The 21,573-nt window shown below is 67.0% G+C and carries 23 protein-coding genes; 3 read left to right on the top strand and 20 right to left on the bottom strand.

The window, feature by feature from the left end; all coding sequences use genetic code 11:
• Window positions 1-44 precede the first annotated feature (44 nt).
• Complete coding sequence (gene corA / locus ACLD0W_RS17885; RefSeq protein WP_204431435.1) at window positions 45-995, top strand: magnesium/cobalt transporter CorA; 951 nt, start codon at window positions 45-47, stop codon at window positions 993-995.
• Window positions 996-1,001: 6 nt separating this feature from the next.
• Here the strand turns inward: corA and ACLD0W_RS17890 are convergent, their stop codons facing one another.
• A complete protein-coding gene (locus ACLD0W_RS17890) occupies window positions 1,002-1,835 on the bottom strand; it encodes an MBL fold metallo-hydrolase (RefSeq protein WP_410308808.1) in 834 nt (277 codons plus the stop codon).
• An 87-nt stretch (window positions 1,836-1,922) separates the two neighbouring features.
• The gene (locus ACLD0W_RS17895) at window positions 1,923-2,399 is read right to left on the bottom strand and encodes a hypothetical protein (RefSeq protein WP_410308809.1); all 477 of its coding nucleotides are present in this window, start codon (window positions 2,397-2,399) and stop codon (window positions 1,923-1,925) included.
• 120 nt (window positions 2,400-2,519) lie between these two features.
• Here ACLD0W_RS17895 and yaaA point away from each other — a divergent pair, with 120 nt between their 5' ends.
• On the top strand, window positions 2,520-3,293 hold the full coding sequence (yaaA, locus tag ACLD0W_RS17900) for a peroxide stress protein YaaA (protein WP_410308810.1): 774 nt from the start codon (window positions 2,520-2,522) through the stop codon (window positions 3,291-3,293).
• A gap of 52 nt (window positions 3,294-3,345) precedes the next feature.
• Here the strand turns inward: yaaA and ACLD0W_RS17905 are convergent, their stop codons facing one another.
• The 14 genes from ACLD0W_RS17905 to ccoN form a co-directional block, all read right to left on the bottom strand.
• Window positions 3,346-3,747, bottom strand: coding sequence for an ectoine synthase (locus ACLD0W_RS17905; RefSeq protein WP_410308811.1), 402 nt, complete (start codon window positions 3,745-3,747; stop codon window positions 3,346-3,348).
• A gap of 46 nt (window positions 3,748-3,793) precedes the next feature.
• Window positions 3,794-5,209: an amidase gene (locus ACLD0W_RS17910; RefSeq protein ID WP_410308812.1), complete on the bottom strand. Its 1,416-nt coding sequence runs from the start codon at window positions 5,207-5,209 to the stop codon at window positions 3,794-3,796.
• A gap of 167 nt (window positions 5,210-5,376) precedes the next feature.
• Entirely contained in the window at window positions 5,377-6,300 is a 924-nt protein-coding gene (locus ACLD0W_RS17915; protein ID WP_410308813.1) for a universal stress protein, read from the bottom strand.
• A 45-nt stretch (window positions 6,301-6,345) separates the two neighbouring features.
• Window positions 6,346-7,062, bottom strand: a complete 717-nt coding sequence (fnr, locus tag ACLD0W_RS17920) for a fumarate/nitrate reduction transcriptional regulator Fnr (protein WP_204431428.1) — start codon at window positions 7,060-7,062, stop codon at window positions 6,346-6,348.
• 101 nt (window positions 7,063-7,163) lie between these two features.
• The gene (hemN, locus tag ACLD0W_RS17925) at window positions 7,164-8,537 is read right to left on the bottom strand and encodes an oxygen-independent coproporphyrinogen III oxidase (RefSeq protein WP_410308814.1); all 1,374 of its coding nucleotides are present in this window, start codon (window positions 8,535-8,537) and stop codon (window positions 7,164-7,166) included.
• Between the two features lie 88 nt (window positions 8,538-8,625).
• Entirely contained in the window at window positions 8,626-9,345 is a 720-nt protein-coding gene (locus ACLD0W_RS17930) for a sulfite exporter TauE/SafE family protein (RefSeq protein WP_410308815.1), read from the bottom strand.
• The gene (gene ccoS / locus ACLD0W_RS17935) at window positions 9,338-9,487 is read right to left on the bottom strand and encodes a cbb3-type cytochrome oxidase assembly protein CcoS (protein WP_410308816.1); all 150 of its coding nucleotides are present in this window, start codon (window positions 9,485-9,487) and stop codon (window positions 9,338-9,340) included. The genes ACLD0W_RS17930 and ccoS overlap by 8 nt, the downstream gene beginning before the upstream one ends.
• The gene (locus tag ACLD0W_RS17940; RefSeq protein WP_410308817.1) at window positions 9,466-11,877 is read right to left on the bottom strand and encodes a heavy metal translocating P-type ATPase; all 2,412 of its coding nucleotides are present in this window, start codon (window positions 11,875-11,877) and stop codon (window positions 9,466-9,468) included. Before ACLD0W_RS17940 ends, ccoS begins: the two co-directional genes overlap by 22 nt.
• Window positions 11,874-12,386, bottom strand: a complete 513-nt coding sequence (locus ACLD0W_RS17945; RefSeq protein ID WP_410308818.1) for a FixH family protein — start codon at window positions 12,384-12,386, stop codon at window positions 11,874-11,876. The genes ACLD0W_RS17940 and ACLD0W_RS17945 overlap by 4 nt, the downstream gene beginning before the upstream one ends.
• Window positions 12,355-13,773 (bottom strand): cytochrome c oxidase accessory protein CcoG, encoded by a 1,419-nt coding sequence (ccoG, locus tag ACLD0W_RS17950; RefSeq protein WP_410308819.1) that lies wholly within the window; start codon window positions 13,771-13,773, stop codon window positions 12,355-12,357. The genes ACLD0W_RS17945 and ccoG overlap by 32 nt, the downstream gene beginning before the upstream one ends.
• A 3-nt stretch (window positions 13,774-13,776) precedes the next feature.
• Entirely contained in the window at window positions 13,777-14,688 is a 912-nt protein-coding gene (ccoP, locus tag ACLD0W_RS17955; protein ID WP_410308820.1) for a cytochrome-c oxidase, cbb3-type subunit III, read from the bottom strand.
• The gene (locus tag ACLD0W_RS17960) at window positions 14,688-14,867 is read right to left on the bottom strand and encodes a cbb3-type cytochrome oxidase subunit 3 (RefSeq protein ID WP_410308821.1); all 180 of its coding nucleotides are present in this window, start codon (window positions 14,865-14,867) and stop codon (window positions 14,688-14,690) included. The genes ccoP and ACLD0W_RS17960 overlap by 1 nt, the downstream gene beginning before the upstream one ends.
• Window positions 14,867-15,499, bottom strand: coding sequence for a cytochrome-c oxidase, cbb3-type subunit II (gene ccoO, locus ACLD0W_RS17965; protein ID WP_410308822.1), 633 nt, complete (start codon window positions 15,497-15,499; stop codon window positions 14,867-14,869). The genes ACLD0W_RS17960 and ccoO overlap by 1 nt, the downstream gene beginning before the upstream one ends.
• Before the next feature lie 2 nt (window positions 15,500-15,501).
• Window positions 15,502-16,935 (bottom strand): cytochrome-c oxidase, cbb3-type subunit I, encoded by a 1,434-nt coding sequence (gene ccoN / locus ACLD0W_RS17970; protein WP_410308823.1) that lies wholly within the window; start codon window positions 16,933-16,935, stop codon window positions 15,502-15,504.
• A 179-nt stretch (window positions 16,936-17,114) separates the two neighbouring features.
• On the opposite strand from ccoN, the gene ACLD0W_RS17975 reads away from it, so the two are divergent.
• Complete coding sequence (locus ACLD0W_RS17975) at window positions 17,115-17,582, top strand: MarR family winged helix-turn-helix transcriptional regulator (protein WP_204431418.1); 468 nt, start codon at window positions 17,115-17,117, stop codon at window positions 17,580-17,582.
• Window positions 17,583-17,780: 198 nt separating this feature from the next.
• On the opposite strand, the gene ACLD0W_RS17980 is transcribed toward ACLD0W_RS17975, so the two are convergent.
• Genes ACLD0W_RS17980 through ACLD0W_RS17995 form a run of 4 tightly spaced genes read right to left on the bottom strand, consistent with a single transcriptional unit; the run spans window position 17,781 to window position 21,471 of the window.
• Complete coding sequence (locus ACLD0W_RS17980) at window positions 17,781-19,292, bottom strand: tripartite tricarboxylate transporter permease (protein ID WP_410308824.1); 1,512 nt, start codon at window positions 19,290-19,292, stop codon at window positions 17,781-17,783.
• Between the two features lie 11 nt (window positions 19,293-19,303).
• Window positions 19,304-19,828 (bottom strand): tripartite tricarboxylate transporter TctB family protein, encoded by a 525-nt coding sequence (locus ACLD0W_RS17985; protein ID WP_410308825.1) that lies wholly within the window; start codon window positions 19,826-19,828, stop codon window positions 19,304-19,306.
• 3 nt (window positions 19,829-19,831) lie between these two features.
• Entirely contained in the window at window positions 19,832-20,797 is a 966-nt protein-coding gene (locus ACLD0W_RS17990; RefSeq protein WP_410308826.1) for a Bug family tripartite tricarboxylate transporter substrate binding protein, read from the bottom strand.
• 14 nt (window positions 20,798-20,811) lie between these two features.
• The gene (locus ACLD0W_RS17995) at window positions 20,812-21,471 is read right to left on the bottom strand and encodes an N-carbamoylsarcosine amidohydrolase (protein ID WP_410308827.1); all 660 of its coding nucleotides are present in this window, start codon (window positions 21,469-21,471) and stop codon (window positions 20,812-20,814) included.
• Window positions 21,472-21,573 lie beyond the last annotated feature (102 nt).

Raw genomic sequence — 21,573 nt, forward strand, 5'->3', positions numbered from 1 at the left:
TGTCGCCAGGGCGGCGACTTCATTCATGGATCCGGGAGTCTAGCATGCTGCACGTCTACGACATCGAGAACGGCGTTCTGCGCGAACGGGACGTGGCCGATATGACGCCGGCCACCTCGGACGCGGCCAGCTGGATCGACCTGGTGGACGCCACCGACGAGGAGCGGCAGCAGGTACAGCATCTGTTCCGGCAGGCACTGCCAGCCTCCGAGGACGTGGAGGAGATCGAGGCGTCGGCCCGCTTCTTCCACGACGAGCATGGCCTGCACGTGCACTCCCTGTTCGTCTATCAGGCGGAAGGCCGCCATCGCACCGCCACCGTAGCGTTCGTGCTGCAGCCCGGCCGCCTGCTCACCTTCCGTGACTCCCGCCTGCCCGACTTCCGGCTGATGCGCCTGCGCGTGCGGCGGGGTTGGGTGCGGGTGCAGCAGCCGCTCGACATTCTGCTCAATATTCTCGAACAGAAGACCGAGAACCTGGCGGATACCCTGGAAGACATCCACCGGGATCTGGAAGACGTGAGCTACCTGGTGCTGGAGGACGAGGAAGCGGAGCTGGAGGACGGCATCGAGAAGCTGGCCCATCTCGAGGACAGCAACGGCAAGGTGCGGCTGTGCCTGATGGACACCCAGCGTTCGATCTCCTTCATCCAGCGCTACGTGCGCGCCGACAAGGACCGCCGCCGCACCTGCTCGGAGATCCAGCACGACCTGGATACGCTGATGTCCCACGCCACCTTCCTGTTCGAGAAGATCAACTTCCTGATGGATTCCACCCAGGGGTTCATCAATATCGAGCAGAACCAGATCATCAAGATCTTCTCCATCGCCGCCGTGGTGTTCCTGCCGCCGACCATGATCGCCAGCATCTACGGCATGAACTTCCGGGTCATGCCGGAGCTGCAATGGGCGTTCGGCTATCCGATGGTGATCGGGTTGATGATTCTGTCCGGGCTGGCGCCGTATTGGTACTTCAAGCGGAAGGGGTGGTTGTAGCCCCTTTCAAACCGACCATTTGCCCTGTTCGTGGCTGACGCGGCCTTCGTCGCGGAGCTTGATCAGGTGCGCTTCCAGGGACAGGCAGGCGACGCCGTGCAGAAAGTCCGGCACGTCGGCGTAGACCCGGGTGACCAGTTCCTGCACCGTCACCGCTTGCCCGTCCAGGGCATTGAACACCTTCTTTTCCCGTTCCCGGCGATGGGCCAGGGTTTTCTCCACGGTGTCCATGGGGTCCACGATCAGATCGCCGTGGCCCGGCGCCATGGTGTCGATGCGGTAATCGCGGAGCAGCGCCAGGGAATCCATGTAGGCGGCCATGGAGCCGGAGGGCGGGGCGATCACAACGGTGGAGCCCTGGATCAGATGGTCGCCGGTGAACAACAGCGCCTGCTCGGTCATCAGGTAACACAGGTGGTTGCCCACGTGGCCGGGAGTGGCGATCACTTCCAGCGGCACGCCGCCGCAGTCCAGCACGTCGCCGTGGCGCAGTCGCCGGGCCGGCGCCCAGCTTTCGTCCTGCAGGCCGTCGTCGGGTACGTCCGGGCCCAGCAGGGTGGCGCCGGTGGCCTGCGCCAGCGCCACGGCGCCGGGGGAATGATCCCGGTGGGTATGGGTGACCAGAATCTGCTCGATGGCCTTGCCCTGGGCGGCGGCGGCATCGACCAGCGCGCGGGTGTGCTCCGGATCCACCGGGCCGGGATCGATCACCGTCAAGGCCCGGTCACCCAGCAAATAGCTGTTGGTGCCGGGGCCGGTCATCATCCCCGGATTACGGCCGAGGACCCGCCAGGCGTGGGGGGCGATGGGGGTGGGCTGGCCGGGAATCAGCGCTGCCATGGTCTCTCCTACCCGCTGCGGTGCGTGGGAAGGCCGGCATTGTGAACCGTTCGATTTCCCTTGGCCAGCCTCTATCGGCGGCGGTCGTCATCGGCCATAGACTTCCACGCGCAATACCCGCAGACGCCAGCGATCGGCCTGCACATCCGGGGTAGGGCGCGGAATCGACAGATTGAGCGGGTAGCGGCCACCGGGGGGAATGTGCATGGACACCGTTTCACGGGCCTCGTGCAGCACCTGGCAGGCCCGTGCCGGCGGACACTTGAGCGCCTCCGCGGCGAGCTGCACCCGGGCCACCGGGTATTCGCCCTGGTTGGCGATGTCGCCGGTGAGCCGGTAGGTGGTTTCGGTGCCGTGCACGGCGTACACATTGACGGTCACGCTCTCCGGCGCCGCCGGGACCCGCCGCTCCTGCTCGGTGAACAGGGTGGCCAGGGCGAACAGGGTGCCGGCCACCACTACCCCGGCCAGCGCCAGGTAGAACGGCCGCCGGCCCGCCTGCCAGCTTCCCCAGAGCAGCACCACCACGGCCACGGAGACGGTCAGGATCAGCAGAAAACGCATTGTCGAAGGCACTCCCGGTAGTGGCCCGTGCCGCCGGGCGGGCGGATCAATCGGGCCGATAGCTTTCTTCTCACTGCGCTCTTCTTATAATCACTACCGCGTCATGTAAAGGAGAACACCATGCTGATCGTCGTTTCGCCGGCGAAAACCCTGGATTACGAAACACCGCTGCCGTCGCTGCGCGCCACCCGGCCGCGTCTTCTCGACGACAGCGCGGAACTGGTGGAGCGCGCGCGGGCGCTGTCTCCGGCGGACATCGCCGCGCTGATGAAAGTCAGCGACAAGATCGCGCATCTCAACGCGGAGCGCTTCGCGCAATGGTCACGCCCGTTCGACAAGGCCAATGCACGGCCGGCCCTGTTCGCCTTCAAGGGCGACGTCTACACCGGTCTGGACGTGGCGCGCTTCGACAGCGACGACCTGAAAGCGGCGCAAAAGCGCCTGCGCATTCTCAGCGGCCTGTACGGCCTGCTGCGGCCGCTGGACCTGATGCAGCCCTATCGGCTGGAAATGGGCACGCGGCTCGACAACCCGCGCGGCAAGGATCTGTATCAGTTCTGGGGCGAGACCATCACCGACCAGCTCGCCAAGGACATGAAAGCCGCCGACACCGAGGTGCTGGTCAATCTGGCCTCCAACGAGTATTTCAAATCCGTGCACCCCAAGCGGCTGCCCGGGCCGGTGATCGAGCCGGTGTTCCAGGACGAGAAAAACGGGCAGTACAAGGTGATCAGCTTCTACGCCAAGAAGGCGCGCGGTCTGATGGCGGCCTGGATTCTGCAAAAGGGCATCGACAAGCCGGCGGATCTGACAAAATTCCGCGAGGCCGGTTACCGGTACGACAAGGAAGCGTCCTCGGACACCCGGCCGGTGTTCCGTCGCGCCGAGCAATGAGCCGGCACGGCGCCCGGCGGGCGCCGTGGGTTCCCGTGGTGGCGCGGGGCGCTCAATGCCGCACGATGCTGCCATCGTCGTCGTAGAGCGGGTAACTGCCCCGTTCGTCGTGGTCTTCCGGCCCCACCAGTGACGGCGAGAACACGCACAGCACGGTCATGCCTTCCTCGCTGCTGAGAATGTGCTTCTGGTTTTTGTCCAGCGCGTAGAGCACGCCGGGCTTCAGGTCCCAATGGCCGCCCTCGGTAACGTCCTCGATGCGGCCCTCGCCCTCAATGCAGATCACCGTTTCCTTATGGTTGCGGTACCACATGTGCAGGGACTGGCCCGGTTTGATGTAGGTCTCGTGCACCGAGTGGCCCATGCCGTCCGCGCGCAGGGTGTAGCGGCGGCTGACGAATTTTTCCTCGTCCACTTCGGAGCGTTTGGCGTCCTTACGGTCTCTGACGATCATCCTGGTCTCCTTGTTTCGGATGGTTGGTTTCGAAGGGTTCGGCGGTTCACGCGTACTGCGCCGGGTCCGGCACCGTGGGAAAACGGGCCGGGAAGGCGTTCATATAGGCGTGGCAGGCGTGCAGCACCTTGGGGTCCTGGTAGCGGCCGGAGACGATCTGCATGCCCACCGGCAGGCCGGCGTCGGTGAAACCGCAGGGCACCGAGGCGGCCGGCTGCTGGGTCAGGTTGAACGGGTAGGAAAACGGGGTCCACTGCTCCCAGTCGGTGAGCTCGCCGTCCGGCGGCACGTTGTGATTGGCCTCGAAGGGCTCAATGGGCACCGTCGGGGTGACCAGCAGATCGTAGCGCTCGGTGAAATGCTCCAGGCGCTCGGTGAGCAGGGCGCGGTCCGACAACGCCTGGAAGTAATCCAGCGCGGTGCATTTTTCCGCCCGCTTGCCGTCGGCCACCAGGCCCGGGTCCAGGCGTTGCTGGTCGGCGGCGTCGCTGCTGGCGAGAATCTGCTGGGAGGCGGTGAACCACAGCACCCGGAAGGTTTCCAGCGGGGACTCGAAGCCGGGGTGGATCTCCTCCACCTTGGCGCCCAGTTCTTCCAGGCGGCCCACCGCGTCGCGCACCCGCTCGGCGATTTGCGGGTTCACCCGGGCATAGCCGAGATCCGGGGAATAGGCGATGGTCAGGCCCTTCAGATCGTCGCGCAGCCGGTCGCCCCAGTCTTCCGGCTGGCCCCGGGTGGCATAGGGGTCCCGGTAATCGTAGCGGCCGATCACGTTGAGCATGCTTACCGCGTCGGCCACGGTGCGGGTGAGCGGGCCGATGTGCGACAGGGTCGGTGCCTTGGCCGGCGGCCATTGCGGCGTCCAGCCAAAGGTCGGCTTGAAGCCGAACACGCCGGTGAAGCTGGCGGGAATGCGGATCGAGCCGCCGGAATCGCCGCCCTGGTGCAGCACGCCCATGTTCAGCGCCGCCGCCACCGCCGCGCCACCGGAGGAGCCGCCCGGCGTCAGCCGGGTGTCCCAGGGATTGAGGGTGGTGCCGTACACGCGGTTGTCGGTGACCGCCTTCCAGCCGAATTCAGGGGTATTGGTTTTGCCCAGCAATACGGCGCCGGCCTCGCGCAGCTTGCGCGCCGGCGGCGCGTCCTCGTCGCACAGGCCGCCGGGTACCGTCAGGGAGCCTTCCCGGGCCGGCATGCCGGCCACCTCGGTCAGGTCCTTCAGGGACACCGGCAGGCCGTCGATGGGACTCAGCGGCCGGCCCTGACCCCAGCGGCGGGCCGAGGCGCGGGCCGCCTTTTCGGCGCCCTCCCGGTCCACGTAGGTGTAGGCGTTGACCTGTTCGTTGAAGCGGTCGATGCGCGCCAGCGCCGCGCGGGTGGCTTCCAGCGGTGATGCCTTGCCGTCACGGAACAGGCGGGTGAGGGTGGTGCCGTCCAGGGTGCCGAGATCGGTATCGTCCACGTCCTTGTCCTCCTCGCGGTTGCGGAAAACGGTTTGACCTTCCGGACCCAACCCTAAGGACGGCAAAACACAACGCAAGCCGGCGACGCGGAGCGAGACGCTCCCGAAACGGCGCGAGGCCCGTGGTGACCGGCCTCGCGGGGATTGCTAAAAGCGGTAAAAGCGGCCTAGGAGGCCGGCGCGTTCCAGTCGCTTTCAAAGTCTTCCGGCTTCACCACCAGCACATCGTTGACCGTGCGGGTCAGCAAGGACTCGGCGGTGGCACCCAGCAGCAGGCGCTCCACGGTATTGCGCCGCACCGTGCCCACCACCAGCAGATCACAGCCCTCGTCCTGGCAGTAGTCCACCAGGGTGCGCGTCACCGGGCCTTCCAGCAGGGTGGTGCGCTCGTCGGGCAGGTTCTCGCGGCGGGCGAATTCGGCCAGCGCCTTGGCGTGGTAATCGCGGATGCTCTTGGCGCTGGCCGCGTATTCCGGCAGCGCCTCGCCGGCCACCAGCAGCAGGGTTTCATCCGGGTGCTCCAGCACATGCACCGCTTCCAGCTCACCGTGCAGCTGCTCACTCCAGTAGCGCGCCTGATGGATGACGGCGCTGTCGAGGCCGCCCGGTTCTTCCTCCGGCTCCACCGCCGCGGTGATGCGCGGCGGATCGCTCCAGGCGGGGGAATGCACGCACAGCACCGGGCAGGGCGCATGGCGGATCAACAGCCAGTCCCGTGGCGTGAACAGGTGCCGTTTCAAGGTGCCTTCGTCGCTGGTGTGCACCACGATCAGCGACGGCGCGCAGTCCACCACCGTTTCGCGCAGGGCGGTTTCCGCGTCGCGGTGGGCGGCCACGCGCTTTTCCACGCTCACGTCGCCGACCAGGTCATCAATGCGCTTTTCCCAGGCCCGCACGATCTGACGCTCGGCGCTTTCGCGGCGCTGCTCGTCGAAGCCCACCGCCCGGCGCATGGCGGCGGAGTCGCTGTTGACCGCCACGGTCAGCCGCTGGCCGGCGGCGCGGGCCAGTTTCAGCGCTTTCTCCAGGGCCGGTTGCGGCGCCTTAAGATCACGATCAAGAAACACCAGAATGCCGTTCTTGGAGTTCATACAGCGGGTCCTTTTGCAGTGCGAATGAAAGGCGGCGCGGCGACCTCAGGCGTTTTCCACCGGGTGCAGGCCGCCGCTGCCACACAGGGCCGGACGATCCAGGATTTCCACCTCGCGACCGTCCACCCACAGCATCTTCTGCTGCTGGAAGCGAGTGAAAATACGACTCACCGTTTCCACCGCCAGGCCCAGATAGTTGGCGATGTCATAGCGCGACATGGGCAGCCGGAAACGCTTGTTGCTCAGGCCCCGGCGCTGCTGACGGGCGGCCAGGGACAGCAGCAGCGAAGCGACCCGGTCGTCGGCGCTTTTCTTGCTGAGCAGCATGTGCAGCTCCCGGTCGGCGCGGATTTCCTTGCTCATCAGGCCGAAGAAATGGTGCTGCAGGGTGGGGATTTTCTGTGACAGATCTTCCAGACGATGGAACGGAATCTCACAGACCGTGGCGGTTTCCAGTGCCTTGGCGTTGGACAGGTGGCGGGCGGTGCTGATGCCGTCCATGCCGAGAATCTCGCCGGGCAGATAGAAGCCGGTGACCTGTTCCTCGCCTTCGTCGGACAACACATAGGTTTTCAGGGCACCGGAACGCACCGCGTACACCGAGTGGAAATCGTCGGCGGCGCGGAACAGGTGCTCGCCGCGTTTCAGCGGGCGGCCACGCTGGATGATGTGGTCGAGCTGATCAAGCTGGGCGGGCGCCACCGCCAGTGGCAAACAAATCGGGCTGAGACTGCAATCATTACAGGATACTGTCCTCGGCATGGCGCCCCCTTCCTGGCTGCGTATCAAAGAAGCTGCGTAAGTCATTATAAAAGGCCTCATAGGCTGAACAAGTGGCGGACCCCGCAAAAAGCGGACAGCCCTCAAATAATGCGGCTGAAACGTTCCCCCTGACCGGCGCCGGCAAAGCGGTCGAACGGCTGCACCAGCGCCCGCGCCACCAGGCGGCCGGCGTCGGTGATCACCAGGTCACTGCCCTCCATGGTGAGCAGGCCCAGGTTTTCGAATTCACCCAGCGGCGCCAGGGCGTCGGCGAAGTAATCGGTGAAATCCACCCCCCAGCGTTCGCGGAAAGCGGCCAGATCCAGGCGCAGGTCGCACAGCAGCCCCATGATCACCGAGCGGCGCAGCAGGTCGTCGCGGTTCAGCTGGTAGCCGCGCTCCAGTGGCCAGCGTCCGGCCTGGACCTGCTCCTGCCAGTCCTCCAGCCGCTTGGGCGCCTGGGTGTAGAGATCGCCCAGATCGCTGATGGCGCTGACGCCGAAGCCGATCAGGTCGGCGTCGCCGTGCAGGGTGTAGCCCTGGAAATTGCGGTGCAGCCGGCCTTCCCGGCGGGCCACGGCCATTTCGTCGTCGGGCAGCGCGAAGTGGTCCATGCCGATCAGGTCGTAACCGGCCTGCTGCAGCAGTTCACCGGCGCGCACCTGCATGGCCAGTTTCTCCGACGGGCTCGGCAGGGTGCGTTCCGGAATCTGACGTTGCACTTTGAAGCGCGCCGGCAGGTGAGCGTAGTTGTACAGGGAGATGCGTCCCGGACGCAGGGCCACCAGCTGCTCCAGGGAGCGGGCCAGGCTGGATTCGCTCTGCCAGGGCAGCCCGTAGATCAGGTCCGCGTTGAGCGAGTGGAAGCCGAAATCCGCGGCGTCCTCGAACACCCGGCGGATCATGTCCAGCGGCTGCACCCGGTTGACCGCCTGCTGCACGCGCGGGTCCAGATCCTGCACGCCCAGGCTCAGCCGGTTGAAACCAAGCCCGCGCAGCAGTCCCAGCCGGGAGCGGTCCACGGTGCGCGGATCGATCTCCATGGCATAGTCGCCCCGGTCGTCTTCCAGCAGGCGGAAATAGCGGGCCAGGTCATAGACCAGCTCGGTGATCTGGGCGTCATTGAGAAAGGTGGGCGTGCCGCCGCCCCAGTGCATCTGCACCACCGGCCGCTGCGGGTCCACCAGGGTGGCCTTGGCGCGCAGCTCGGTTTTCAGGTGGGCCAGGTATTCCACCGCCCGGTGCCGGTTGGCGGTGACGATGCGGTTGCAGGCGCAGTAATAGCAGACCGTGGCACAGAACGGGATATGGCAGTACAGCGACAGATCCCGGTGGGCGTGGTTGCCGGCCTCCACGGCGGCGGCCACCTGGGCCGGGCGGATCTCCTCGTGGAACTGGGTGGCCGGTGGATAGGAGGTATAGCGGGCCCCGGGCCCGCCGAAGCGGCGAATCAGATCCGGGTTCCAGAGGGTCATGGGCAAAGCTCCAGGTGATAAGCCCGGCCATGATGCCAGCCCGGGCCCCGGCTATCTTGACGCAGGTCAAGCGGGGCCCGATTCCCGATCAGCAGAACGGCAGGGGCAGGGCGCCGTGGCCGCCCCACAGGCCCTGGGCCAGAAACCAGGCGGCCAGGGCCAGGCTGGCGGCGCCGGCCCAGCGCCGGTGGTCGCGCCCCTTGCCACCCAGGCGCCCGCCGGCGACACCGGCCAGGGCCACCGGCGCCACGGTGACCGCGCCGAACATCAGCATCACCAGGGCGCCGCCCCCGGCGCCCCCGGTGGTGGCGGCCAGCAACAGGGCGGAATACACCAGCCCGCAGGGCAGCAGCCCCCACAGAGCGCCCAGCGCCACCGCCTTGTGCGGCCGGTCCACGGGCAGCAGACGGTCGCTCAGCGGCTTCAGCCGCCGCCAGAGCCGGGCGCCGGGCCGCTCCAGACGCCTCAGCAGGGCGCCATGGCCGAGAAAATGGGCGGCCAGCAGCGCCATCAGCAGCCCCGAGAACAGCGCCGGCCAGGCCGGCCCGCCGCCGGGCAGGCGGCCCAGCAGGGCACCGCCCAGGGTCCCGGCCAGGGCGCCGAGCAGCCCGTAGGCGGCCACCCGTCCGCCGGCGAACAGACCCTGCCACAGCCACAGACGCCCGCCTTGCCGGCGTTGGGCGGGAATGGTGAAGGTCAGGGCGGCACCGATGCCGCCGCACATGCCGGCGCAGTGCAACAGGCCGCCCAGCGCCAGCATCAGCGCGCCGGCCATCAGCGGCAGCAACGCCGGGACCGCGTCAATCATGGTCGCGGTCCTCGAACACCACCCGCCAGGCCTCGTGCTCCAGGTCCTCGAACTGACCCCGGCGGATCGCCCAGAACAGCGCCCACAGGGCCGCGCCCAGAAACAGCAGGGCCAGCGGAATCAGCAGAATGACGATGGCCATCGGGACAACCTCGCGGCGTTGAAGGTAACGATCAGGGAACTGGCGGACATGCCCAGGGCCGCCGCCCACGGCGGCACCCAGCCGGCCATGGCCAGGGGCACCGCGAGCAGGTTGTAGCCCAGCGCCCAGATCAGATTCTGGTGAATGCGTCGGCGCGCCTTGCCGGCCAGGGCCGGCAGCCGGCCCAGCGGCTTCAGATCGGCGGTCAGCAGGTACAGGCCGGCGGCGCGGCGGGCCAGGCTGGTGGCGTCGGCGGTGGCCACGGACACGTCGGCGGCGAGCAGCGCCGGGGCGTCGTTGATGCCATCGCCGACCATCAGTTGCGGCCCTTCCTGCCGCCGCAGTTCGCCCAGCCAGGCGGCTTTCTGGTCCGGCGTGCAGCGCGCCCGCCACTGGTCCAGCGCCAGCTCATCCGCCAGCGCCGCCACCGCGCTGGCGCCGTCGCCGCTGGCCAGCCGCAGACGCCAGCCGCGCTGTCGCCAGCCCGCCACCAGATCGGCGGCGTCCGCGCGGGTGCGGTCGCGCAGGAAGATCCACAGGCGTGGCACGCCGTCCTCGCTGAGCAGCAGCGCCGACACGCCATCCGGCGCGGCGTCCTCCGCCGGGGCCGGACCGATGTGCCAGCGCCGGCCCTGGTAGCGGCCCTCGGCGCCGTCGGCGCGGATCCGCACCGCCTCCACCGGGGCCGGCTGCAGGTCGTCGAAGGCCCGTGCCAGCGGGTGCGGGTGGCCCCGTTCCAGGCCGGCGGCCACCGCCAGCAGGTCGCGGTGATGGTCGGCCCGCCCATCGCCCTCCGGGGTACGCGCGCCGACCCGCTGGAAGCGACCCTCGGTGAGGGTGCCGGTCTTGTCGAACAGCACCCCGCGCACCCGATCCAGGGCCAGCAACTGCGAGGGCGAGGCCACCAGCACGCCGTCCTTGAGGGCCGCGCCCAGGGCGGCGGACACGGTCAGCGGCACGGCCAGCGCCAGGGCGCAGGGGCAGGTCACCACCAGCACCGCCAGGGTGTGCTCGAAGGCCAGGGCCGGGCCGGCGGACCAGTGCAGCGCCAGGGTCACCCCGGCCAGCACCAGTACCCCCAGCGTGAACAGGGGGGCCACCCGCCCCCAGTCGCGCACCAGCGGCAGCCGTTCGCTCTCCGCCCGGGCCACCTGCTCGCCGATCCGCGCCACCAGGCTGTGCGCCGCCGGCGCGGCGGCCTCCAGCACCAGGCTGCCCTCCAGCAGGCGGGCGCCGGCCTGCAGTGCGTCGCCCGCCGCCGCCGGGCGCGGCAGCGGCTCGCCGGTGAGCGCGCTCTCCGCCACCTGGGCCTGGCCGCTCACCACCCGGCCGTCCACCGGAATCACTTCGCCCTGGCTCAGACACAGCCGGTCGCCGGCGCCCACCTGGCGGCTCGCCACCCAGGTTTCCCGGTCGCCGTCCAGGCGCCGCACCACCAACGGCAGGGCGTCCTCCAGACGGCGCCAGGCGGCCCGCACCCGGTGCCGCTGGCGCTGCTCCAGCCAGCGACTCAGCAGCAGGAAAAACACGAACATGGCGGCGGACTCGAAATAGACGTGCCGCCCGCCCAGGGCCATGTTCACCAGGGAGCCGGACCAGGCCAGCGCCAGCGCCAGCGCCACCGGCAGATCCATGCCCGGCCGGCCGGCGCGCAACCCCCGCCAGGCGCCCTGGAAGAAGGGCCAGCCGGCGTAGAACACCACCGGCGTGGCCACCACCAGGCTGGCGACGCGGAACAGCCAGGCGAACGCATCGTCGCCGTCCTCGAACACCCCCAGGTAGAGCGCGGCGGAATACATCATCGCCTGCATGGCACCGAGCCCGGCCAGGGCCAGGCGACCGAGCAGACGGCGCGCTTCGCGGCGCTGCTCGGCCTCGGCGGCCGGGTCGCCGGGCAGGGTCACGCCGTAGCCCAGTTCCAGCAACCGTTCCGCCACCCGGCGCGGGGCGTCCGCCCGGTCGAACACCAGGGTCAGGGTCATGGCGGCCAGGTTGGTGCGCACCGAGACCACGCCGGGAATATCGCCGGCGGCTTTCTCGATCAGCCAGCAGCAGGCGGCGCAGGTCAGGCCGGACAGCGCCAGGGTCAGGCGCTCGCCGGCCGGGTCCGGCCGGCGGTGGGCGGCCATCAGCTCGGGCACATCGAACAAGGCCAGGGTCCGGTTTCGTTCGCCGCGGTCCGGGGCGGGGGCGCCGTCGCCGCCGCGCAGGTGATAGTAATCCTCCAGGCCCAGGTCGTGGATCAGGGCCATGGCGGCGGCGCATCCGGGACAGCAGGCCGGGCGTTGCCCCACGTCGCCGGGGCCCCAGAATGGCGGATCGGGGGCCCGCTCGCCGCAATGGGCGCACAGGACCTCCGAGGGGGTGGCAATGGGCCGGGCGGTGGTCACCGGGGCGTCTCCGGGGCGCCCAGGCGGGCCCCGTCGGGGCCCAGACGCAGGCGGTGGTAAAGCCGCCAGGCGCCGTCCGGCGGCGCCAGGGTCACATCCCAATCACCGGAGGCGGGCAGGGCGCCGTCGGCCTGGTACCGGCCTTCTCCAAGATGGCGAAGGCGCCGTTCCTGGTCCCGATCGGCGAACGCCGGGTGACGCAGCGACAGCACCAGATGATCCGGCCACGGCAGCGCCACGGCGCTGTGCAGCCGGACCCGGCCGTCCGTCTCAAACGCGGCGCCCAACCCCCACAGGGCGGCGCGCTGCTCCGCCTCCAGGGAGCGGTTGATGGCCTTGCCGTCCCGGTACCAGTTGTCGTCCACGGTGCTGTCCGCGTGGGTAATGGCGATGGCCAGGGTCACCAGGCCGCCGATGATCGCCGAGGCGGGCAGGGCGATCACCAGCCAGACCAGCGGGTGCCGGTACCAGGGCGCCTCAGGAACGCGGGGCGATAAAGCGGGATTCATGGGCCATCTCCATATCGGTGGCGTCATCGGCGCCGGTCACGGCACGCACGTGGAAGCGGATGTCGGCGGATTGCACCGTGCCGGCGTAGGGGTCGCCGCTCACCGTCACCGGCAGGCTGCGGTGCTCGCCGCCCACCAGGCTGAAGTGGCGCGGGCCGTTCACCAGGCTCAGCCCTTCCGGCCCTTCCAGGGTCAACACATAGCGGTGCGGGCTCTGATCCTTGTTGAGGATCTCCAGGCGGTAGCTGTTTTCGATGGTGCCGTTGCCGGTGACCCGGTACAGCTGGTTGCGGTCGCGCAGCACGTCCACCTGCAGGGGCACCCGGGTGATCAGACTGCCGATGAACAGGCCCACCAGCACCAGAATCACCGCGCCGTAGCCCAGCAGTCGCGGGCGCAGCCGATGGGTTTGCCGGCCGTTGAGGGCGTTCTCGGTGGTGTAGCGGATCAGCCCCTTGGGCCGGTCAATCCGTTCCATCACCTGGTCGCAGGCATCGATGCAGGCGGCGCAGGTGACGCACTCATATTGCAGGCCGTCGCGGATGTCGATGCCGGTGGGGCACACCTGCACGCACAGGCCGCAGTCCACGCAATCCCCGGCGGGCTCCTCCGCTTGCTTGCGGGCACCGCGCCGGCGCGGCTCGCCCCGGGCCCGGTCGTAGCTCACGATCAGGGTGTCCCGGTCGAACATCACGCTCTGGAAGCGCGCGTAGGGGCACATATAAAGGCACACCTGCTCACGCATGAAACCGGCGTTGCCGTAGGTGGCCAGGGTAAAGAAGCCGATCCAGAACAGCGCCCAGCCGCCCACCTGGCCGGTGAAGAAGTCCGGCACCAGGTCGCGGATCGGCGAGAAATAGCCCACGAAGGTGAGGCCGGTGGCCAGCGCCAGCAGCAGCCACAGGCCGTGCTTGCCCAGCCGCCGGGCGATCTTGCCCGGGCTCGGCGGCGCCTTGTCGAGCTTGATGCGCTGATGGCGGTCGCCTTCGAAGAACTGTTCGATGGCCATGAACCAGCGGGTCCAGGCGGTCTGCGGGCACACGTAGCCGCAGTACACCCGGCCGGCGAACACGGTGACGAAAAACAGGGCCAGGGCGGAGAGAATCAACGCCCAGGCCAGGAACAGAAAATCCTGCGGCCAGAAGGTCAGGCCGAAGATATGAAAGCGGCGTTCCGGCAGGTTGAACAGAATCGCCTGCCGGTCGTTCCAGGTCAGCCAGGGCAGCACCAGGTAGAGCGCCACCACCAACCGCACACTGGCGTCGCGCAGACGCTGGTAGTGCCCCTTCACATCCTTGATCTGGATGCGCTGACGCTTGGCGTAGAGCCGCGCGCCGTGTGGGTCGGGGTGGGATTGCTCCACCGGGATGCGGCGACCTGCGTTCATGGGTTACTCCTCGTCGCTTTGCGACAGGCCGTAGACATAGGCGGCGAGCACATGCAGTCGCTCGTCGGAAAGCACCCCTTCGTGCTTCGGCATGTGGCTGTTGCGGCCCTGACGAATGGTGGTTTCGATGTCTTCCAGGCGGGCGCCGTGCAGCCAGATGCCGTCGGTCAGGTTGGGCGCGCCCAGGGCCTGATTGCCGGTGGCGTCCTGGCCGTGGCAGGCGGCGCAGACCGCGAATTTGGGCCTGGCCCGTTCCACCGCCTTCGCCACCTGTGGATCGCCGGTCATGTCCGGCCGGCTCAGGCTCTGCACATACAGCGCCATATCGCGCACCGCGGCGTCGGTGCCGCCGATGGCGGCGGCCATGGGCGGCATCATCCCGTTGCGGCCCTGGGTGATGCTGGTGAGGATGGCGTCGGCGCTGCCCCCGTAGAGCCAGTCGTCATCGGTCAGGTTGGGGTAGCCCTTGGCGCCGCGCGCGTCGGAGCCGTGGCAGATGGCGCAGTTGTTGGCGAACAGGCGGCCCCCCACGTCACGGGCCTCCGGATACTGGTGAAGCTCCTCCACCGGCACCTTGGCGAACTCCTGGAACAACGGCTCGGACCGTTTTTCCACCAGCGCCACTTCTTCCTGCCACTGGGTCACGCTGCTCCAGTTGAGCAGGCCACCGAACCGGCCCAGCCCCGGGTACAGCACCAGATAGATGACCGAGAAAATCAGCGTGCCCACGAACAGGAACAGCCACCAGCGCGGCAACGGCTGGTTGCGCTCCTGGATGCCGTCGAAGCTGTGACCGGTGGTCTCGTTGCGCGCTTCCTCCGGCGTCATCTTCAGGTTGACCAGCAGCAGGATGGCGCACCCCGCCAGGTTCAGCACCACGATGGCGATAATGTAGACGCTCCAGAACTGACTCATCAGTGATCTCCCCGGCGGTGGTCTTGCCCGTCCCGGGAGGCCGGGCCGAGCGGGTCGGTGTTCAGGGGAATCTCGCCCAGGCGCTGGTAATCACCCTTACGCGAGGGGCGGTACACCCAGCCCACCAGGGCCAGAAAGGCGATGAAGAAAATCACCGTCAGCAAAGCGTGGTAGTTCATCAGCGTTCCTCCCGCCGGGCCTGGCCCAGGGACAGCAGATAGGCGACCACCGCGTCTTCCTCGGTGGCGTTGGCCCATTCGCCGCGTACTTTGTTCATCTGGTCGTCGATGTCCTGATCGCTGTAGGGCACGCCGAACTGGTTCTTGAACACGTTCAGAGTGCGTTCCATGTGCGACCAGTCCACCGTGTTCTCCGCCAGCCAGGGATAGGCGGGCATATTGGACTCGGGCACCACCTGGCGCGGATCACGCAGGTGCTCACGGTGCCATTGCTCGGTGATCGGCCGCAGCCCGACCCGGTCCAGGTCCGGACCGGTGCGTTTGGAGCCCCACAGGAACGGATGCTCCCAAACGTCCTCGCCGGCCACGCTGTAGGGCCCGAAGCGCTCGGTCTCGGCGCGCAGCGGGCGCACCATCTGGGTGTGGCACACATGGCAGCCTTCGCGGATGTAGACGTCGCGGCCGGCCATTTCCAGCGCCGTGTAGGGGCGCAGGGTGGACATCGGCTCGGTGGTCGCCTTCTGCCAGAACAGCGGCACGATCTCCGCCAGCCCGCCGAAGCTCACCGCCACCAGGGTGAGCACGATCATCAGGCCCACGTTCTTTTCGATTACCGAATGATAGTTGGCCATCGTTACGCCTCCGCCCCGACCAGATTGACTTCGCCTTCATCGCTGCGCGTACCGCGAATCGTCATCCAGACGTTCACCGCCATCAGGATCATGCCGGCCAGGAAGATGACGCCGCCGATCAGCCGCACGATGTAGAACGGCTGCCGCTCGGCCAGCTCCTGCACGAAGTTGTAGGTGAGGGTGCCGTCCTCGTTGACCGCCCGCCACATCAGGCCCTGCATGATGCCGGACACCCACATGGCGGCGATGTAGAGCACCGTGCCGATGGTGGAGAGCCAGAAGTGGGCGTTGATCCAGCGGATCGAGTACATGCGCTGGCGGTTGAACAGGCGCGGCACCATCACATAGACCGAACCCATGGTGATCATCGCCACCCAGCCCAGGGCGCCGGAGTGCACGTGGCCGATGGTCCAGTCGGTGTTGTGGCTGAGCGCGTTGACGGTCTTGATCGACATCATCGGCCCTTCGAAGGTGCTCATGCCGTAGAACGACAGGGCCACGATCAGGAAGCGGATGATCGGGTCGGTGCGCAGCTTGTGCCAGGCGCCGGACAGGGTCATCACCCCGTTGATCATGCCGCCCCAGCTGGGCGCCAGCAGCACGATGGAGAACACCATGCCCACCGACTGTGCCCAGTCCGGCAGGCTGGAATAATGCAGATGGTGGGGGCCGGCCCACATGTACACGGCGATCAGCGCCCAGAAGTGCACGATGGACAGCCGGTAGGAGTAGATCGGCCGTTGCGCCTGGATCGGCACGTAGTAGTACATCATGCCCAGGAAGCCGGCGGTCAGGAAAAAGCCCACCGCGTTGTGGCCGTACCACCACTGCACCATGGCATCGATGGCGCCGCTGTAGGCGGAATAGGATTTGGTCAGGGAAATCGGCACCGCCGCGCTGTTGACGATGTGCAGCAGGGCAACGGCGATGATAAAGGCGCCGTAGAACCAGTTGGCCACATAGATGTGGCTGGTGCGGCGCCGGGCGATGGTGGCGAAGAACACCAGGGCGTAGGCCACCCAGACCACCGCCAGCAGGATATCGATGGGCCACTCCAGCTCGGCGTATTCCTTGGCGCTGGTGAAACCCAGCGGCAGGGTAACGGCGGCCAGCACGATCACCAACTGATAGCCCCAGAACACGAACGACGCCACCTTGGGAAAGGCCAGGGCGGTTTCGCAGGTCCGCTGGACCACGTAAAGTGAGGTGCCGATCAGCGCGCTGCCGCCGAACGCGAAGATCACGGCGTTGGTGTGCAATGGGCGCAGGCGGCCGAAGGTCAGCCAGGGGATTTCCAGATTGAGCGCGGGCCAGGCCAGCTGGGCGGCGATCCACACGCCGACCAGCATGCCCACCACCCCCCAGATCACGGTGGCGACCGTGAATTGCCGCACCACCTGATAGTCGTAGGCGGGCGTCGCAGCGGTGTCTTGCATGTTGTTTCCCTTCTGATGGACGGTCCGGGCGGGCCGGATCGAGGCGGGATGAACGTTAGCAGTGACGACCACGAGGACCGTTGACATGGGTCAAGAGCGGCGTGATGACGGCGGGATTTCCGGCGCCGGCCGGGATGTTTATAATGTGTACACCCTAAATGCACCGGAGCGGACGCCCCATGCCCAAACGGAACAAACCCCACACGCCTTCCGAGTACGGTTACGAGTTTTCGGAACAGGTGGGGCATTTGCTGCGCCGGGCCTACCAGCGCCACACCGCCATCTTCCAGCGCCACGCCAGCGACCGGCAGCTCACCGCCATTCAGTTCGTCACGCTGTGCACGTTGGTGGAGCGGGGCGCCTGCTCACTGACCGACATCGTCCAGGCCACCGCCATCGACCCGGCCACCGTGCGCGGGGTGATCAAGCGCCTGAAGGCCCGCGACTGGATCGCGCTGTCCACCTGCGAGCGGGATCAGCGCAAGGTGATGGTGACGATCACCAAGGAAGGGGAGGATCTGGTGGAAGAGATGGTGCCGGCCGCGCAGCGCATTTCCGATCTGACCATGGAGCGCCTCAACCCGGCGGAGCGGGTGGCCCTGCTGCACCTGCTCGCCAAAATGAGCGGCGCCCCGGAAGACGATTGAAGAAGCTGGACCCTCCATCCGGGGCGCGGCTCAGAGCGCGACGCCCTTCCGGGAAGGCCCCCACACAGCTCCGCGTCCCGGATAGAGACCTCCCGCATCGATCTCCCATCAAAGCACGATGAACCATAAAAAAGCCCCCCGGGCGGACACCGGGATCGCCGGTGGCCACGCGGGGGGCAGCTTTGAGGTAACGGGTAATTACCGGTAGGTACGACGCAGATCGTTGCGGAGACGTACGAACCAAGGCGCCAGCAACGGCAGAAGAACCGCCGCCGCGGACATCAACAACAGCGTGAGCGCGATCGGGCTGTTGATAAAAATCTCCCAGGAACCGCGTCCCAGGATCAGACTGCGGCGCAGGTTTTCCTCCAGCAAGGGCCCGAGGATCAACCCGAACGCCAGCGGCGCCGCCGGCAAACGCAGCAGATTAAGCAGATAACCGATCACGCCGAACGCCAGCATGATGTAGACATCGTCCATGGTGTTGCGAATCGCGAAGGACCCCACCACGCACAGCACCGCGATCACCACCATCAGAATGTGGGAAGGGATGCGCGTGACCCAGGCCACCCAGCGCATCAACAGCAGCCCCACGATCAGCGTCAGGATCAGAGCCAGGAAGAACGAGGAGTACACGCCGGACACGAATTCCGGGTTATTGGCGAACAGCCCCGGCCCCGGACGCAGGCCGTGGATCAGCAGCGAGCCCATCAGCACCGCGGTGATGGCGTCACCGGGAATGCCCAGGGTCATCATCGGAATCAGGGTGCCGCCGATGCTGGAACTGTTGGCGGACTCCGGCGCCACCACGCCTTCACTGACGCCGGTGCCGAACTTGTCCGGGCGCTTGGAGAAACGCATTTCCTGGGCGTAGGCGATGGCCACCGCGATGGCCGAACCGGCGGCGGGAATGGCACCCACGCCGGCGCCGATCAGCGAACCGCGCAGCATGGTTTTCCAGTGCGACAGCAACTCCTTCATCGGCGGCCACACCTTGCCGATGGCCGGCATCACGCTCTTGCCGGAGGAACGGCCGGCGGCGCCCACGTTCTTGAGCACCTCGGCGAAACCGAACAGACCCACGCACAACGGCACCAGTTCAATGCCGCCCTGCAGGGCGGTGCTGTCGAAGGTAAAGCGCGGAATGTCGGTGAGTTTATCGAAACCGACCATGCCGCACAGCAGGCCGAGACCGCCCACCATCATGCCGCGAATGGTGGAGCCCGGTGAGGCGTAGGCCAGCAGCACCAGGCCGAACACCGCCACCGCGGTGAACTCCGGACTGCGGAATTCCATGGCGGCGGCGGCCAGCATCGGCGCCACCAGTACCAGCGCCACCAGACCGATCAGCCCGCCCAGGGTGGACGACACCAGCGCGTAGGTGAGCGCCTGGCCGGCGCGCCCGGAGCGGGCCATGGGATAACCGTCCAGTTGGGTGACGATGGAGCCCGGTGTGCCGGGAATATTGATCAGAATGGCGGTGACGGAACCGCCATAGACGCTGGCGACGAACACGGTGAGCAAAAACAGAATCGCCAGGTGCGGGTCCATGCCAAAGCTGATGGGCAGCAGGATCGCCAGCGCCATGGTGGAGCTGACGCCGGGCATGGCGCCCAGAAGAATGCCGAGCAAGGTCCCGATGACCGCGAGCACCAGCCCCCAGGGAGAGAGCAGGGTGGTGCCAAGCGCGGCGAGAAAATCGGTCAGCATGGATTACCTCGTCAGGCCAGCGGCACTTTCAGGATGGAAACGAAAGTGACATAGAGGAAAAGACACAGCGCCACGCCGAGAATCAGGCCGACGATGGCGGCGCGCAGCGGACGACCGGTGCGGCGCCAGCTCAGCCAGGCGGTCCAGGCGGTGCTGAAGATAAAGGTGGCGGGCAGGAAACCGATCACGGCCACCCCGCCACCGAGCAGAATCATGCTGACCAACAGAGCGACGGCGGACCCATGGTCGCCGTGCTCGATGGAGCGCCCACCGCGCCCGTGTTTGGCCAACCGGTAGAGACCCTTGATCAGGATCAATACCGTGCCCAGGGAAAGCAGGCCTAATACCACGACCGGCAGGAAAGCGGCACCGGGATCCAGGCCGCTGTCGAGACTGGCCATGAGTCGTTTACCGCTGAGCACCGAGAACCAGCCGGCGGCGCAGATGACCCCGAACAGGATCGCGACGCCGAGGTCCACGACCGGGCTCAGAGGCTGGCTTTCCTCTTGACCTTGGGTGTCGGTGGGCTGAGTCATGATTTATTTTTCGATCAGGTTGGCGTCTTCCAGGATCTGTTTAACTTCCTGGTTGCGCTGTTCGAGGTAGGCACGGGTGCCGGCGGCGTCGCGGGGCATGATCACCAGGCCCAGTTCGGCGGCTTTTTTCTGGAACTTCTCGTCGCTGAGCAGCTTGTAGAAACCTTCCTCAAGCTTGGCGCGGCGGTCTTCCGGAACGCCCTTGGGCAGGTAGAGCATGTAGAAGTCCTCGGCGATGAAGTCGAAGCCCTGCTCCTTGAAGGTCGGCACGTCCGGGGCGAACGGGTGACGCTTCTCGGCGGCCACGCCGATGATTTTCACTTTACCGGCTTTGTGCTGTTCGGCCAGCAGCGGAATCGGCAGGGTGGTGGACATCACCTCGCCGGACACCAGCGCGGAGGCGGTGGGGGCGTAACCCTGGTAGGGCACCTTGGACAGTTTCACGTTGAAGTGGTTTTCGAGCATGGTGGCGGCAATGTAGGAGAAACCACCGGGGGAGTCGTTGCCGTTGATGATCGAGCCGGGCTGCTTCTTGAGCTGGTCCAGGTACTGTTTGACGTTTTCGATGCCGGTGTCGTTGGCTACCGCCAGGGAGGCCGGCTCGGGGCCGATGAACACCAGCGGCTCGATGTCTTCCAGCGGCGTGGCGTTACGGTTCATGTAGCTTTGCGCGATGGCGTGGGTGCCCATCATGCCGATGGTGTAGCCGTCCGGATCGGACTTGGCCACGTGACGCACACCGTTGGAACCGGCGGCACCGGTCACGTTGGTGACGATCATGGAAACCGGCAGATTTTCCGGCGGGTTCTCGGCCATCAGCCGGGCGGACAGATCATAGGCGCCGCCGGCGGGCCAGGGCACCACGATGGTAATGGTGTCGTCGGGAAATTCGGCCAGAGCCTGGCTGGTGAGGGCTCCGCTGAGCAGGACCGCTGCGGCGGCGGTGGCCAGTTTTTTAATCATTTTCATTGGTTTTCTTCCCCTTAGTCTTGGGTGACTGGATTGAGGTGAGCGAGGGCTTCGTCGAGGGAAATGACGTCGCCGTATTTGCTGTCGATATCGAACAGATTGGCTTCGTGGGGCGCGGGATGCCGATCGCCCACGGCTTCGCGCACGACCATCACGCGAAAACCGTGCTGCAGACCGTCCACCGCCGTGGCGCGAATGCAACCACTGGTGGAACAGCCCATCACGATCAGGGTATCCACGCCCAACGCCACCAGGGTGGAGGCAAGAGACGTGCCGAAAAACGCGCTGGCGTATTGTTTGGTAATCACCAGCTCGCCGGCCGCCGGCTCCACCGGTCGACAGAATTCCGCATCGGGGTTGCCGTCCACCATGGCGCTCATCACCGGGGCTTTTTTCACCCAGATGCCGCCGTCCAGCTGGCCTTCGCCATGGTAACGAATGTTGGTATGTATGATCGGAATACCGCTGTCCCGCGCCGCTTGCAGCAGACGCGGGGCATGATCCATGGCCTCCACCACGCCGGGGGCATAGAGCGGTGCGCCCGGGCGGGTATAGGCTTGCAGAAAATCCACCGCCAGTAACGCCGGGCGCTGGCCGAAGCCGATGCGCGTGCCCCAGACGCCCTGGTAATTGTTCGCCAGGTCGTCCTTCGAATCGTGGTGGTTATCGGCCATGGTGCGGTCTCCTTTAGAACGAACTTCAGTAAGCGCCGGACAGCAGGGCGCCGGCGCCGGGGACGACGGGTTCCAGGTCCAGGGCCTTGAGCATCTGGTAGG

This window comes from Alloalcanivorax sp. C16-1 (assembly GCF_046507805.1).
Classification (GTDB): domain Bacteria; phylum Pseudomonadota; class Gammaproteobacteria; order Pseudomonadales; family Alcanivoracaceae; genus Alloalcanivorax.